The organism is Pseudomonas sp. NPDC089422, assembly GCF_044749405.1.
In the GTDB taxonomy this organism is placed as follows: domain Bacteria; phylum Pseudomonadota; class Gammaproteobacteria; order Pseudomonadales; family Pseudomonadaceae; genus Aquipseudomonas.
Genome location: NZ_JBIVHW010000009.1, coordinates 187,555 through 201,400 on the forward strand (window position 1 = coordinate 187,555; position 13,846 = coordinate 201,400).

Consider the following 13,846-nt stretch of genomic DNA (forward strand, 5'->3'; position numbering starts at 1 on the left):
ATGTCGCTGAATCTGCGTCAACGCGTCGTCGAACGCCTGCAAAGCCTGCCGGATACCCAGCAGACCGCCCGCGAACTGGCGCAATGGATTTTTGAGGAGTTTCCGGCCGAATGCGCGGCCAAGAAGGCTGGTAGTGCCAGCTACATCAAGACTGACGATGATCTGGTGCAGCAACTGGTGGCGGAGATCTCGGGTTCACGCCCGCGCTGGCAGCAGATGCACCCGCAACTAAAAACGACCGAAGGACGGCCACGTCACTATTACTGGTCGGAGTTGGATGCCAACGCCGAGGTGGCGGCGGCTGAAGGTGTCGCCCTCGTAGCGTCAGACCTACCTGAGCAAGCGCCGTTGCGTGAGCATGCGCTCTATCCACTTTTGGCGGAGTACTTGTTGACCGACGAGCAGCGTGTGTACGCCATGCGGATCAACGAAAAACGTTCGTCCAACCGTGCTGGTATCGGGGGCAATGAATGGTTGCATCCAGATCTGGTCGGTCTGGAAGACCTGACGGCCGACTGGACGTCAGATTTGCGTGACTGCGTCCGTGTGTTGGGCGATCGCCGAGCTCGATTGTGGTCATTCGAAGTCAAGTTGCTGCTCAACCGCTCCAATGCGCGCAAGAGTTTCTTCCAGGCCGTGTCCAACTCTTCTTGGGCGCATTTTGGCTACCTGGTAGCCGCCACGGTGGAGGGCGACGGCACTCTCAAAGAATTGCGCATGCTCGCCGCTGCGCATGGCATTGGGGTGATTCAGCTTGACGTTCAGAGTCCCACGGAAAGCCAGATTCTGATCCCGGCCCGCGAACGCAGTGAAGTCGACTGGGACATGTGCAACCGCCTGACGGCAGAAAATGCTGACTTTGCCGAGTTTCTGGGCCGGGTACGGCGCTTCCATCAGACTGGCGAAATAGCGGCCAGGGAGTGGGAGGCCAACGAGTGATGACGCGTTATTGCTAGACGGATGGTGACCGAATACGCGCTAGCTGGTATCGACAAACCCGTCGGTGCCGGCAGATACCAACTTTTACACGTATTGCCCGAACCCTTGGGCCGCAACCTGCCGAGCATTGTCGAGATCGGGGCGGAGGTGGACGGGGAGCGGGACACAGGAAGTGAAGTGAAATGACCGAAGACCAATTGGAACAGGAAACCCTCGGCTGGCTGGCAGAGGTGGGCTACCGCCATGTGTATGGCCCGACTATCGCCCATGACGGCGAGAACCCGGAGCGTGACAACTACCGCCAGGTGCTCCTTACAGAGCGCTTGCGCAGCGCCATCGCCAAGCTCAACCCCACGGTGCCGCTGGCCGCACGCGAGGATGCCCTCAAGCAGGTGCAGGAGCTGGGCCTGCCGGTTCAGCTGTCGGCCAACCGCTTGTTCCACCGCCTGTTGGTCAGCGGTGTGTCGGTGCAGTATCAAAAGGACGGTGAAACCCGTGGCGACTTTGTGCGCCTGATCGACTGGGTCGATGTAAAGGCCAATGATTGGCTGGCCATCAATCAGTTCAGCATCAAGGGGCCGAAACATATCCGGCGTCCGGACATCATCCTGTTCGTCAACGGCCTGCCATTGGTGCTGCTGGAACTTAAGAATCCGGCGGATGTGAAGGCCGACCTGGGCAAAGCCTTCGATCAGATCCAGACTTACAAGGAACAGATCCCGGACCTGTTCCAGTACAACGAAATCCTGGTGATTTCTGACGGTAGCGAAGCGCGGATGGGCTCGCTGTCCGCCGATGCCGAGCGTTTCATGAACTGGCGCACCATTGACGGTCAGGTTCTTGACCCGTTGGGCCAGTTCAACGAACTGGAGACCCTGGTGCGCGGTGCCTTGGCCCCGCCGATGCTGCTTGATTACCTGCGCTACTTCGTACTGTTCGAGGATGACGGCCGGTTGGTGAAGAAGATTGCCGGCTACCACCAGTTTCACGCTGTGCGCGCTGCCATCGGGCAGGTGGTCAGCGCCTCGCGCCCCGGCGGCAGCCACAAGGGCGGGGTGGTCTGGCACACTCAGGGCTCGGGCAAGAGCATCACCATGACCTGCTTCGCCGCTCGGGTGATGCAGGAAGCAGCAATGGAAAACCCGACCATCGTGGTGATTACCGACCGTAACGACTTGGACGGCCAGTTGTTCGGGGTGTTCTCGCTGTCCCAGGATCTGCTGCGCGAACAGCCCGTCCAGGTTGAGTCTCGCGGTGACTTGCGCCGCAAACTGAACAATCGGCCGAGCGGCGGCATTGTCTTCGCCACTATCCAGAAATTCATGCCAGGTGCGGACGAAGATACCTTCCCGGTACTGTCCGATCGCCGGAACATCGTGGTCATTGCCGACGAAGCGCACCGCACTCAGTACGGATTTGGTGCCGAGCTGAAAACCTCGGAGGTACTGCAGGCCGCCGAAAGCCGAACCCGTTACCAGGTGGGCTATGCCCAGCACCTGCGCGATGCGCTGCCGAACGCCACTTTCGTGGCCTTCACTGGCACTCCGGTATCCAGCGAAGATCGCGACACCCGCTCGGTTTTCGGTGAATACATCCACGTCTACGACATGCAGCAGGCCACTGAAGACGGTGCGACCGTTGCCATCTACTACGAGTCGCGTCTGGCCAAGCTGTCCTTGAAGGAAAGCGAGCTGCCGGCGATTGACGAGCAGGTCGATGAACTGGCCGAGGATGAGGAGGACGACCAGCAGGCCAGGCTGAGAACCCGTTGGGCCGCCCTGGAACGAGTGGTTGGTGCAGAACCACGTGTACATAGCGTGGCCGCTGACCTGGTCAAGCATTTCGAGGAACGGAATCAGGGCATGGTGAGTGTGGGGCAGATGCCCGGCAAAGCCATGGTGGTGGCCATGAGCCGCGAGATCTGTGTGCACCTGTACAACGAGATTGTCGCCTTGCGTCCGGAGTGGCACGACGAAGACCCTGAGAAAGGCGCAATCAAAATTATCATGACCGGCAGCGCCTCGGACAAGGCTTTGCTACGGCCGCACATCTATTCCGGCCAGGTCAAAAAACGCTTGGAAAAACGTTTCAAGGACCCCCTCGACCCGCTCAAGTTGGTGATCGTTCGTGACATGTGGCTGACCGGCTTCGATGCGCCGTGCGTTCACACCCTGTACGTGGACAAACCAATGAAGGGCCACAACCTGATGCAGGCGATCGCCCGGGTTAACCGCGTATTCAAGGACAAGCAGGGCGGCTTGGTGGTGGATTACATCGGCATCGCCAATGAGCTGAAAGCTGCCCTCAAGGAGTACACCGGCAGCAAGGGCAAGGGCCGACCTACCGTGGATGCCCATGAGGCCTACTCGGTGCTGGAGGAGAAGCTGGACGTCCTGCGTAGCCTGCTGCATGGCTTCGACTACAGCGATTTTCTCACCGGCGGGCACAAGCTGCTGGCTGGAGCCGCCAACCATGTGTTGGGCCTGGAAGACGGCAAGAAGCGTTTTGCCGACAACGCACTGGCCATGAGCAAGGCGTTTACCCTGTGCTGCACTCTGGATGAAGCCAAGGCCGTCCGCGAGGAAGTGGCGTTCTTCCAGGCAATCAAGGTGATCCTGATCAAGCGTGAAGTCAGTCAGCAGAAAAAGACTGACGAAGAACGTGAATTGGCCATCCGCCAGATCATCGGCAATGCGGTGGTCTCCGGTGAGGTGGTGGACATCTTTGACGCGGTAGGCTTGGACAAGCCTAACATCGGTCTGCTCGATGATGCGTTTCTCGCAGAAGTGCGCAACCTGCCGGAGAAGAACCTGGCAGTGGAGCTTTTGGAGCGCTTGCTCGAAGGTGAGATCAAAAGCCGTTACAGCACCAACCTGGCTCAGGAGAAGAAATTCTCTGAGCTACTAGCCAATGTGATCAAACGCTACCAGAACCGCTCGATCGAAACCGCTCAGGTCATTGAGGAATTGATCGAAATGGCCAAGAAGTTCGCCGCCGCCAGCCAGCGTGGCGATGCTTTGGGGCTCAACGATGACGAACTGGCGTTCTATGATGCCTTGGCGACCAACGAGGCATCGGTGCGCGATCTGGGCGATGAGATCCTGGCCAAAATCGCCCATGAGTTGACTGCCAGCCTGCGGGCAAATGTCAGTGTCGATTGGAGCAGTCGTGAAAGCGTGAGGGCCAAACTGCGCATTCTGGTGCGGCGGATTTTGCGCAAGTACAAGTACCCGCCGGATCAGGCCGAGGAAGCGGCCCAGCTGATCCTCAACCAGGCGGAAACGCTTTGCGAGGCTTGGTTGTAAGCTTTAGTTCGGTGGCGCCTTGCGGCCCTTTCGCGACGCAAGGCCGCTTCTGTATAGAGCGGCTGCGGGGGTTATTTCAAGGCGTTTTTGCCATGCCCAACTCGGCGTCATCCAGCAGGGCCTTGGCCAGGGCGCAGAGGTAGTGCGAGGCCCAGAGTAGCTGGGGTTTGTCTTCCATGAGGCCGTCGATGGACAGGTCGCGAACGTAGCCCATCAGTTCCGAAGCTTGTTCGCGGGCGGCCTGGCAAGGGATGCCGGCTTCGATGCGGAACAATGGATGGGTCTGGTTTTCACCTTGGAAGAATGTGGTTTTGCCGACGGTGAATCTGGTTTCTTCAGTAGCCATTGTTTGATCTCCCTGAAGTCGTAGGTGCCTGGCCTCGCTGGCCAGGCAGATCATGATACGGATCAGTGCAGCGTCTGCGGATCGGCAGGCCTCTGGATCTGGGCCAGCGCCGTTTCGAGCAATTTGCGCAAGCTGTCTAGCTCGTGCATTGACGTCATGATCAGCAACGACACCGGTGACTTGGGCTGCATCAGCATTGCCTGCTGGGCGACGGCTTCTGCGCAGAGCGCGTAGTCGGCGGCCATCATCAGCGTGTCTTCCAGGGAGTGGAGGAGGTGGGGTGGATCGGGGACTATCTTCAGCATTATGCAGGCCTGTTCAGTTGGGGCCACGACCGTCTGCTGTCAAACAGAAAGGCGGCAGCTGTACATGGGTTGACAGACCGGGAACAGACCAAACCGGCGCACACGAGGTGCCCCATGGACAGCTGCCATAACGGCAAAGCCATGTGGTTAGTTCAGGGCGGCCTGTCAAAGCCGATCGTTGCTTGGCAACGACAGACCGACACTAGTACCTAGCCCGGAACACCACAATGGCTGCGAGTATCTTTGGGAAATGCCCTACAAGAAAGGGGTTAAATCTGATTTTTTCGCTGCATTTCGAAACAATCTGTAACGCCTAAGCAGGTGGAGCAGATTATTCCAGGCACAAAAAAAGACGCCCTAAGGCGTCTTCTTTTTTGGATTTGGTGGAGCCGGGGGGATTTGAACCCCCGTCCGCCAGTACTCCGCTGTCGGTACTACATGCTTAGCCGTGTCTACTGATTTAATCCGCAGCCGCCCGACGGGCAGGGTGCTTTGGATGAGTTGGGTAAGTTTTAGTCGCTTTGCCCCCAACGTGCTACACGACGATCCTGTTCTGTATGACAATCATTTCGGGTTTACAGGCATCCCCTGATGATTGCTGGAGCCGAAGCTACCAGGAGAGCGGGCTCAGCTGCTTACGCAGCGAGAGCGTAGCCCTCGTAGTTTTCGTCATTGGCAACTATAGAAAGTTGCAACAGTGGATTTACGAGTTCTGTTACCAACTCGGCATGCACCTAGAGTTTCGCTACCGGCGTCGAATCCTGATCGGCCCCACACTAGCTCTTGGCTAACGCACCTTACGGCACGTGAGGTGGAGTATACGCCATTGCGCGGGCGACGTCGACAGCCGGTCCTGTCGCCCGCGCTGCGAGGGCTCAAGCACCGCTGCCGGCCGCGCCGCCGCCTTTCTCGGTCTTTTCCAGGCGCTCCAGCACCTTGCTGGTGATGGCGATGCAGCCCTTGGTGTCACCTGACGCCTGGGCGGCCTTGGCTTTGTCGACCTGCTCGGTCAGGGCCTTGTCCAGGCCTTCGGAAGTAGCACCGGCGGTGGCCATGCTGTCGTCGATCTTCTGCAGGTTGGTGGTGCACAGGTCATCGGCGGCGAAGGCCGGGGATGCCAGGAGGGTAGCGGCCGCGAAGAGGGCCGAAAGCGCGGTACCTTTCATGGGTGTCTCCTTTTATGGCCGCGGAAGGTGGGCCTGTAAGGGTGGACTGTTGGGTTTTGGCGGGGGTTCAATCGGGGTGATGGCTTGGCGATAGGGTGGTGTGTGGCGGGATGTTGCCATTGTTCGGGCAATGCGGTCGTTATAGGAGCGGCCTTGTGTCGCGAAAGGGCTGCACTGCAGCCCCCGGGGTTTTCGCGTTTGCGCTGAAATCGAGGGGCCGCTTTACGGCCCGTTCGCGACACAAGGCCGCTCCTACAGGTATCGCTCAGATTGAGCGCGGGCGGGTGACGCGGTCGACCAGGTAGACCAGGCCGTGATAGTCGATGCCGCTGTGGCTGGACAGGCCGATTTCGCAGGTGCGGCTGGTGGAGATGCCTTCGCTGCAATACTGCACCGCATCCTTCAGGCTGCGCAACGAGTGGGCGTTGAGCTCGGGGGTGGTGAAGCCCTTGTCGCCGGCGAAGCCGCAGCAGTGGATGCCTTCCGGGATCACCACCTGCTTGCTGCAACGGCGCGCCAGGTCGATCAATGCCTGGCTTTCGCCCAGGTGCTGGGTGCTGCAGGTCACGTGCACGGCCACCGGTTCGTCCTGGGGGGTGAACTCCAGTTTGTCGACCAGGTGGGTGCGGATGAAGCGCACCGGGTCGTACAGGTCCAGCCGGGTTTCGCCCAGGTCCTGCACCAGGCGCAGGGTGCACGGGCTGGTGTCGCAGTAGATCGGGTCGAGGCCGCCGCGGCTGGCGTGGAGCAGGGCGTTGATCAGTTCCTGGCGCTTGTGTTCGGCCTGCTCGGGGTAGCCCTTGGAGGCGAACGGCTGGCCGCAGCAGAGGCTGTCGGCGTTGTCCGGGAACACCACCTGGTAGCCGGCTTTCTCCAGCAGGGCGCGGGTCTTGTCGAGCAACGAACTTTGCTCGCGGTCGGCGTAGGCGGGGCCCATCACGCGTGAAACACAGGCGGCGAGGTAGACCACGCGGGGGCGAGCGTCGTTGCTCGCCGGGCCGAATTCCATCGTGCGCAGCGGCTGTGGCATGGCCGGGGTCCACTGCGGCAGGCGGCCTTTGCTGGCCTTGCTCAGTGCTGCACTGAGGCGCCCGAGGCGTGGGGCGCCAAGCAGTTTGCGGGCGGTGTTGGCGGCGGTCAGGGTGAAGCGGGCGCCGCCCAGGGCCGTGTGGAAATGCTCGGCCAGCCAGTCGGCGGCCTTGGCGTGATCGGCGGCCTGGCTGCGCAGCTTCTTTACCAGCTCGCCGGTGTTGATGCCGACCGGGCAGCGCTGGGCGCACAGGCCGGTGGCGGCGCAGGTGTCGATGCCTTGGTACTGGTAGGTCTGCAGCAGCTCGCGGGTGTCGATGCCGGCGCGTTGCTTCGCCTGGATGTCGCGCCACATGACGATGCGCTGGCGTGGGCTGAGGGTCAGTCCCTTGGAGGGGCAGACCGGTTCGCAGAAGCCGCACTCGATGCACTTGTCGACGATCTCGTCGGCGGCGGGCAGCGGCTTGAGGTTTTTCAGGTGGATGTCAGGGTCTTCGCTCAGCACCACGTCGGGGTTGAGGATGCTGTTGGGGTCGAGCAGGCGCTTGAGCTTCCACATCAGCTGGTAGGCGTCATGGCCCCATTCCAGCTCCACGAACGGTGCCATGTTGCGGCCGGTGCCGTGCTCGGCCTTGAGCGAGCCGCCGAACTCGACGGCCACCAGCTGCGCGACGTCGTCCATGAAGGCCTGGTAACGGGCCACTTCTTCGGCGCTGTTGAAACCCTGGGTGAAGACGAAGTGCAGGTTACCTTCCAGCGCGTGGCCGAAGATGATCGCCTCGTCGTAGTGGTGCTTGTCGAACAGCTGGATCAGGCGGTTGACGCCTTCGGCCAGTTGTTCGATGGGGAAGGTGACGTCTTCGATGATCACCGTGGTGCCGGTCTGGCGCACGGCGCCGACGGCGGGGAAGGTGTCCTTGCGGATCTTCCACAGCTGGTTGTACACGGCCGGGTCTTCGCTGAAGTCGACCTTCTGCTCCAGCGGGTAATCGGCGATCGAGGCCATCACCAACTGCAGTTGTTCGTGCAGCAGGCTCTGGCTGGCGGCCCGGGACTCGATCAGCAGGGCGCAGGCGTTGTCCGACAGGCCTTTGACCCACAGCGGCATGCCCGGCATGTTCTGCACCGAACGCAGGCTGCGGCGGTCGAGCAGTTCGACGGCGGACACTGGCTGGCGCTTGAGCACGGTGACGGCGCGGCAGCAGCTTTCCACGCTGGGGAATACCAGCAGCGCGCTGGCCTTGTGCGGGTGATCGGGCACGGTGTCGTAGGTGACGGCGCTGATGAAGCCCAGGGTGCCTTCGGAACCGACCAGCAGGTGCTGCAGGATATCCAGCGGCTGGTCGTAGTCCACCAGCGCATTGAGTGACAGGCCGGTGGTATTCTTCAGCCGGTATTTGTGCCGGATGCGGTCGGCCAGGTCGGTGTTGGCGCGGGTTTCGCGGCCCAGGCGGGCCAACGCTGCGAGCAGGTCGGCGTGGCTGTTTTCAAAGGCTGCGACACTGGCAGGGTCTTCGCTGTCCAGGCGGGTGCCGTCGGCCAGCACCAGGCGCAGGCCGGCGAGGGTGTGGTAGGTGTTCTGCGCGGTGCCGCAGCACATGCCGCTGGCGTTGTTGGCAACGATACCGCCGATCTTGCAGGCGTTGATCGAGGCCGGGTCGGGGCCGATCTTGCGCCCGTACGGGGCCAGCCAGGCGTTGGCCTGGGCGCCGATGACGCCGGGTTGCAGGCGGATCTGCTCGCCTTGGCCGCGAATCTCGCGGCCGTTCCAGTTATCGCCGAGCACGATCAGCACCGAGTCGCTGATGGCCTGGCCGGACAAGCTAGTGCCGGCGGCGCGGAAGGTCACCGGTACGCGGTCGCGCTGGGCCAGTTGAAGCAGCCCGACCACTTCGTCCTCAGACTCGACGCGCACCACCAGCTTGGGGATCAGCCGGTAGAAGCTGGCGTCGGTGCCGAAGGCCAGGGTGGAGGTCGGGTCGTCGAAACGGCGTTCGGCGGGGATCAGGCGCTCGGCATCACGCAGGAACGCAACGGGCAGGCTCATGCAATCTCCTCGCGGGGCCGCAGCGTCTGGTGCGCGGCATGCCCCGGTCATTCAGGCGGTACTGTGGAGGGGCGCTCAGGCGCCCAGTTCGCGGACCAGCGAATCGCGGGTGATCTCGCTGATCGACTTGGCACCGGTCAGCACCATGGCCACGCGCATTTCCTTCTCGAACAGTTCGAGCAGGTTTTTCACCCCGGCCTGGCCATGCACGGCCAGGGCCCAGAGGAAGGCGCGGCCGATCAGCACGATGTCGGCGCCGAGGGCGATCATGCGCACCACGTCGAGGCCGCTGCGGATGCCGGAGTCGGCGAGGATCTTCAGGTCGCCTTTGACCGCGTCGGCAATCGCCGGCAGGGCGCGGGCGCTGGACAGCACGCCGTCGAGCTGACGGCCGCCGTGGTTGGACACGACGATGCCGTCGGCACCGAACTTGACCGCGTCACGGGCGTCGTCGGCGTCGAGGATGCCCTTGATGATCATCGGGCCGTCCCAGAACTCGCGAATCCATTCCAGGTCCTTCCACGAGATCGACGGGTCGAAGTTGTTGCCCAGCCAGCCGATGTAGTCGGCAAGGCCCGTGGGGTTGCCGCGGTACTTGGAGATATTGCCCAGGTCGTGCGGGCGGCCCATCACGCCGACATCCCAGGCCCATTCGGGGTGGGTCATGGCCTGCAGCACCCGGCGGATCGGGCCGTTCGCGCCGCTCATGCCGGAGTGGGCGTCGCGGTAGCGGGCGCCGGGCACCGGCATGTCGACGGTGAACACCAGGGTTTTCACGCCGGCGGCCTTGGCCCGCTCCAGGGCGTTGCGCATGAAGCCGCGGTCCTTGAGCACGTACAGCTGGAACCACATCGGCCGGTCGATGGCGGGCGCCACTTCTTCGATCGGGCACACGGACACCGTCGACATGGTGAACGGAATGCCGTGGGCGGCCGCCGCGCGCGCGGCCTGCACTTCACCACGGCGGGCGTACATGCCGGTGAGGCCGACCGGGGCCAGGGCCACGGGCATGCTCAGGGTCTCGTCGAACAGCTTGGTTTCCAGGCTGAGCTCGGACATGTTCTTCAGCACGCGCTGGCGCAGGGCGATGCTGGCCAGGTCCGAGACGTTGTGGCGCAGGGTGTGCTCGGCGTAGGCGCCGCCGTCGGCGTAGTGGAAGAGGAAGGGAGGCAGCTTGCGTTGGGCCGCGGCGCGATAGTCGGTGGAGGCGGAAATGATCATGGATTCTCGCAGCGTGGGTTGAAGGAGATGCCGGGCGCGTGATGGCGCCCGGCCCCTTTCACTTTAGTGATGAACCAGCATGCCGGTCAGCCAATAGGCCTGGATCAGGGTGATCAGGCCGACGATAGTGGCGAAGAACAGGCTGTGCTTGACGGTGAAGCGGAACAGGTCGGATTCCTTGCCAACCAGGCCGGTGGCTGCGCAGGCCACGGCGATCGACTGTGGCGAGATCATCTTGCCGGTCACGCCGCCGCTGGTGTTGGCCGCGACCAGCAGGGTGTCGTTGACCCCGATCTGGTGCGCGGTGGTGGCCTGCAGCGAGCTGAACAGGGCGTTGGACGAGGTGTCGGAACCGGTCAGGAACACGCCCAGCCAGCCGAGGAACGGCGAGAAGAACGGGAACGCGGCGCCCGTGCCGGCCAGCACCAGGGCCATGGTCGAGGACATGCCCGAGTAGTTGGTGACGAAGGCGAAGGCCAGCACCATGCCGATCGACAGGATCGGCCAGCGCAGTTCCCAGAAGGTCTCTTTGAAAGTGGTCAGACCAGTTTTGAAGTTGATCTTCAGCACGGCCATGGAGATCAGTGCCGAGAGGAAGATCGCGGTGCCGGTGGCGGAGATCGGGTCGAGCTTGAACACCGCCGGCATGGCCGTCGGCGCGGTGACGATCGGCGCGGTCTTGATCACCAGCTGGTCGAGGTGCGGGATGGCGAAGTTGAACACGAAATTGTACATCGCGCCGCCCGGGGCGAAGGCCGCCTTGAACGGTTTCAGGGTCCAGATGGTGACCAGCACGGTGAGGATCAGGAACGGCGACCAGGCCTTGAAGATCTCGCCGAAGCTGTACGGGGTCGGCTGGCTGCCGCTCGGTTGCACCACGGCGGCGCCGACGCTGCCCTTGGCTTCGCTGAACGAGCGCTTGGGCTGCCAGACTTTCAGGAACAGCGTCAGGCAGATCAGGCTGACCAGGGCTGAGGTGATGTCCGGCAGCTCAGGGCCGATGAAGTTCGAGGTGAAGTACTGGGTCACGGCGAAGCTCAGGCCGGCGACCAGGGCGGCAGGCCAGGTTTCTTTCACGCCGCGCAGGCCGTCCATCATGAACACCAGCCAGAACGGTACGAACAGCGACAGCAGTGGCAGCTGGCGGCCGGTCATGGCGCCGATATGGAAGGCGTCGATGCCGGTGACCTGGCCGGCCACGATGATCGGGATGCCCAGGGCGCCGAAGGCTACCGGTGCGGTGTTGGCAATCAGGCACAGGCCAGCGGCGTACAACGGGTTGAAGCCCAGGCCCACCAACAGCGCGGCAGTGATGGCCACCGGGGCGCCGAAGCCGGCCGCACCTTCGAGGAAGGCACCGAAGCAGAAGCCGATCAGCAGTACCTGCAGGCGCTGGTCGTCGGTGATCGACAGCACCGAGCTGCGGATCACTTCGAACTGGCCGCTCTTGACCGTGAGTTTGTACAGGAACACCGCGGCAACGATGATCCAGGCAATCGGCCAGAGGCCGTAAAGGAAGCCATAACCTGCGGCAGCCAGGGCCATGTCGACAGGCATCTGGAAGGCGAAGATCGCCACCAGGATCGACAGGGCAAGGGTGATGCTGCCAGCCACGTGGCCTTTGAGGCGGAACACGGCCAGGGCCAGGAAGAAGAACACGATAGGGATGACCGCCGCCAGTGCGGACAGGCCGAGACTACCAAGCGGGGTATAGAGTTGTTGCCAGGTTTGCATATGGGGTGGCCCCTAATTGTTGTTGGTCAGGCACTGGCATTGGATAATTGGTAAGACCAATTTACAATGGCTGGTCGCTAGGTTAAAAGCGCTGTCGTGGGTGTGTCAATTTGTCCCGTGCAAAACTTTGGTCGCGGGTCGATGAACGGGCAGCTGCTTGCATGCGAAAACCGTCGGCTGATACGTGCTGGCGCGGCCCGGATCGGCGAGAATAGGCGCCCCCTGAAATTGGCCGGGGGTTTGTGGAGAGCATGTGATGGTTTTTGATCAGGTCCGCCAACGGCGCCTGTCCGACGACATCGTCGATCGGTTGGAAGGGATGATTCTGGAAGGCACGCTGACCTCTGGGCAGCGGCTGCCGGCCGAGCGCGTCCTGGCCGAGCAGTTCGGTGTGTCGCGCCCGTCACTGCGTGAGGCGATCCAGAAGCTGGTGGCCAAGGGGCTGCTGGTGAGCCGCCAGGGTGGCGGCAACTACGTGGCCGAATCGCTTGGCTCGACCTTCAGCGACCCGCTGCTGCAGTTGCTGGAGCACAGTGCCGAGGCGCAGCGCGACCTGCTCGAGTTTCGCCATACGCTGGAGGCGTCATGCGCCTATTACGCGGCCCAGCGTGCCACCGAGCCTGATCGTGCGCGGCTGAAGGCAGCGTTCGATACCTTGCAGGATTGCTATGCGCGGGCTGACGAGGTGACGCGGGCGGAGGAGGGCGCGGCCGATGCACGCTTCCACCTGGCGATTGCCGAGGCCAGCCATAACGCGGTGTTGCTGCATACCATTCGTGGCCTGTTCGACCTGCTCAAGCGCAACGTGGTGACCAACATCGGTGGCATGTATCAGCAGCGCACGGAAACACGCGACATGCTGATCAGTCAGCACCGCGAGTTGTACCAGGCGATTGTCGAGGGCAGGGCGGAGGATGCGCGGGAGGTGTCCAGCCGGCACATTCTGTATGTGCAGGAAGTGCTGGAAGAGGCACAGGACGAGGCTCAGCGGGTGGCGCGGGCGGAGCGGCGCAGCGGGCGCTGAAGCGCGTTTGGGTTCCTGTAGGAGCGGCCTTGTGTCGTGAAAGGGCTGCGAAGCGGCCCCGGGATCTCAGCTTCGCAGCTTGATCTGCCGGGGCTGCTTCGCAGCCCTTTCGCGACACAAGGCCGCTCCTACAGTGGCCGCGCAGGGCTGGGGTTACTCTTCCTTGCCCTTGTTCCGCACCGCACGCTGCAGCTCGCGGTTGGAGTCGCGTTCGCGCATGGTGTCGCGCTTGTCGAACTCCTTCTTGCCCTTGCCAAGCGCGATCTCGCACTTGATCAGGTGCTTGCTCCAGTACAGCGCCAACGCCACGCAGGTATAGCCCTTCTGCGCCACGGCGGCTTCCACGCGCTCGAGCTCGCGCTTGTTCAGCAGCAGCTTGCGGGTGCGCATGGGGTCGGCGATGACGTGGGTGCTGGCGGCGGTCAGCGGAGTGATGTGGCTGCCGAACAGCCAGGCTTCGCCATCCTTGAGCAGCACGTAGCTGTCGGTCAGGTGCGCCTTGCCGGCCCGCAGGCTCTTTACTTCCCAACCGGACAGGACCAGCCCGGCCTCGAACTTGTGTTCGATGAAGTAATCGTGTCGCGCCTTTTTGTTTTGCGCGATGGTCCCGGTCGGATGTTTCTTTTGTTTAGCCATAGGGGCGGCATTATAGGCAAGTCATCGCGCGGTCGGCTATGGGATTTCGGTGTGCTTGAGCCACTGCAATGAATACCGGACAATACAAGGCCTG

At 62.4% G+C, this 13,846-nt stretch carries 10 protein-coding genes and 1 other RNA gene; 3 read left to right on the plus strand and 8 right to left on the minus strand.

The genetic code is table 11. The features are described 5' to 3' along the window. Together ACIPZ8_RS18555 and ACIPZ8_RS18560 are read left to right on the plus strand one after the other, a co-directional pair. Entirely contained in the window at positions 1 to 939 is a 939-nt protein-coding gene (locus ACIPZ8_RS18555) for a COG2958 family protein (protein WP_400726022.1), read from the plus strand. A 182-nt stretch (positions 940 to 1,121) separates the two neighbouring features. Beyond that, on the plus strand, positions 1,122 to 4,244 hold the full coding sequence (locus ACIPZ8_RS18560) for a type I restriction endonuclease subunit R (RefSeq protein WP_400726025.1): 3,123 nt from the start codon (positions 1,122 to 1,124) through the stop codon (positions 4,242 to 4,244). 76 nt (positions 4,245 to 4,320) lie between these two features. On the opposite strand, the gene ACIPZ8_RS18565 is transcribed toward ACIPZ8_RS18560, so the two are convergent. From ACIPZ8_RS18565 to ACIPZ8_RS18595, 7 genes are all read right to left on the minus strand, one after another. Beyond that, entirely contained in the window at positions 4,321 to 4,590 is a 270-nt protein-coding gene (locus ACIPZ8_RS18565) for a DUF3077 domain-containing protein (protein ID WP_400726028.1), read from the minus strand. A gap of 62 nt (positions 4,591 to 4,652) precedes the next feature. Then, positions 4,653 to 4,895, minus strand: coding sequence for a hypothetical protein (locus ACIPZ8_RS18570; RefSeq protein WP_400726031.1), 243 nt, complete (start codon positions 4,893 to 4,895; stop codon positions 4,653 to 4,655). A gap of 381 nt (positions 4,896 to 5,276) precedes the next feature. Further along, positions 5,277 to 5,668, minus strand: a transfer-messenger RNA (tmRNA) gene (gene ssrA, locus ACIPZ8_RS18575). Positions 5,669 to 5,770: 102 nt separating this feature from the next. Continuing rightward, a complete protein-coding gene (locus ACIPZ8_RS18580) occupies positions 5,771 to 6,061 on the minus strand; it encodes a hypothetical protein (protein WP_400726034.1) in 291 nt (96 codons plus the stop codon). Between the two features lie 265 nt (positions 6,062 to 6,326). Further along, positions 6,327 to 9,137 carry an FAD-binding and (Fe-S)-binding domain-containing protein gene (locus ACIPZ8_RS18585; RefSeq protein ID WP_400726037.1) on the minus strand — a complete coding sequence of 937 codons (2,811 nt, stop codon included), beginning with the start codon at positions 9,135 to 9,137 and terminating at the stop codon, positions 6,327 to 6,329. Positions 9,138 to 9,212: 75 nt separating this feature from the next. Continuing rightward, complete coding sequence (gene lldD / locus ACIPZ8_RS18590) at positions 9,213 to 10,358, minus strand: FMN-dependent L-lactate dehydrogenase LldD (protein WP_400726040.1); 1,146 nt, start codon at positions 10,356 to 10,358, stop codon at positions 9,213 to 9,215. Between the two features lie 63 nt (positions 10,359 to 10,421). Beyond that, entirely contained in the window at positions 10,422 to 12,092 is a 1,671-nt protein-coding gene (locus ACIPZ8_RS18595; RefSeq protein ID WP_400726043.1) for a lactate permease LctP family transporter, read from the minus strand. A 256-nt stretch (positions 12,093 to 12,348) separates the two neighbouring features. On the opposite strand from ACIPZ8_RS18595, the gene ACIPZ8_RS18600 reads away from it, so the two are divergent. Further along, entirely contained in the window at positions 12,349 to 13,116 is a 768-nt protein-coding gene (locus tag ACIPZ8_RS18600) for an FCD domain-containing protein (protein WP_400726046.1), read from the plus strand. A 153-nt stretch (positions 13,117 to 13,269) separates the two neighbouring features. On the opposite strand, the gene smpB is transcribed toward ACIPZ8_RS18600, so the two are convergent. Further along, positions 13,270 to 13,752 carry an SsrA-binding protein SmpB gene (smpB, locus tag ACIPZ8_RS18605; RefSeq protein ID WP_152955908.1) on the minus strand — a complete coding sequence of 161 codons (483 nt, stop codon included), beginning with the start codon at positions 13,750 to 13,752 and terminating at the stop codon, positions 13,270 to 13,272. Positions 13,753 to 13,846 lie beyond the last annotated feature (94 nt).

Coding starts and splice junctions, on each gene's coding strand:
- ACIPZ8_RS18555 (WP_400726022.1), top strand. CDS start 1: ATGTCGCTGAATCTGCGTCAACGCGTCGTCGAACGCCTGCAAAGCCTG.
- ACIPZ8_RS18560 (WP_400726025.1), top strand. CDS start 1,122: ATGACCGAAGACCAATTGGAACAGGAAACCCTCGGCTGGCTGGCAGAG.
- ACIPZ8_RS18565 (WP_400726028.1), bottom strand. CDS start 4,590: ATGGCTACTGAAGAAACCAGATTCACCGTCGGCAAAACCACATTCTTC.
- ACIPZ8_RS18570 (WP_400726031.1), bottom strand. CDS start 4,895: ATGCTGAAGATAGTCCCCGATCCACCCCACCTCCTCCACTCCCTGGAA.
- ACIPZ8_RS18580 (WP_400726034.1), bottom strand. CDS start 6,061: ATGAAAGGTACCGCGCTTTCGGCCCTCTTCGCGGCCGCTACCCTCCTG.
- ACIPZ8_RS18585 (WP_400726037.1), bottom strand. CDS start 9,137: ATGAGCCTGCCCGTTGCGTTCCTGCGTGATGCCGAGCGCCTGATCCCC.
- lldD (WP_400726040.1), bottom strand. CDS start 10,358: ATGATCATTTCCGCCTCCACCGACTATCGCGCCGCGGCCCAACGCAAG.
- ACIPZ8_RS18595 (WP_400726043.1), bottom strand. CDS start 12,092: ATGCAAACCTGGCAACAACTCTATACCCCGCTTGGTAGTCTCGGCCTG.
- ACIPZ8_RS18600 (WP_400726046.1), top strand. CDS start 12,349: ATGGTTTTTGATCAGGTCCGCCAACGGCGCCTGTCCGACGACATCGTC.
- smpB (WP_152955908.1), bottom strand. CDS start 13,752: ATGGCTAAACAAAAGAAACATCCGACCGGGACCATCGCGCAAAACAAA.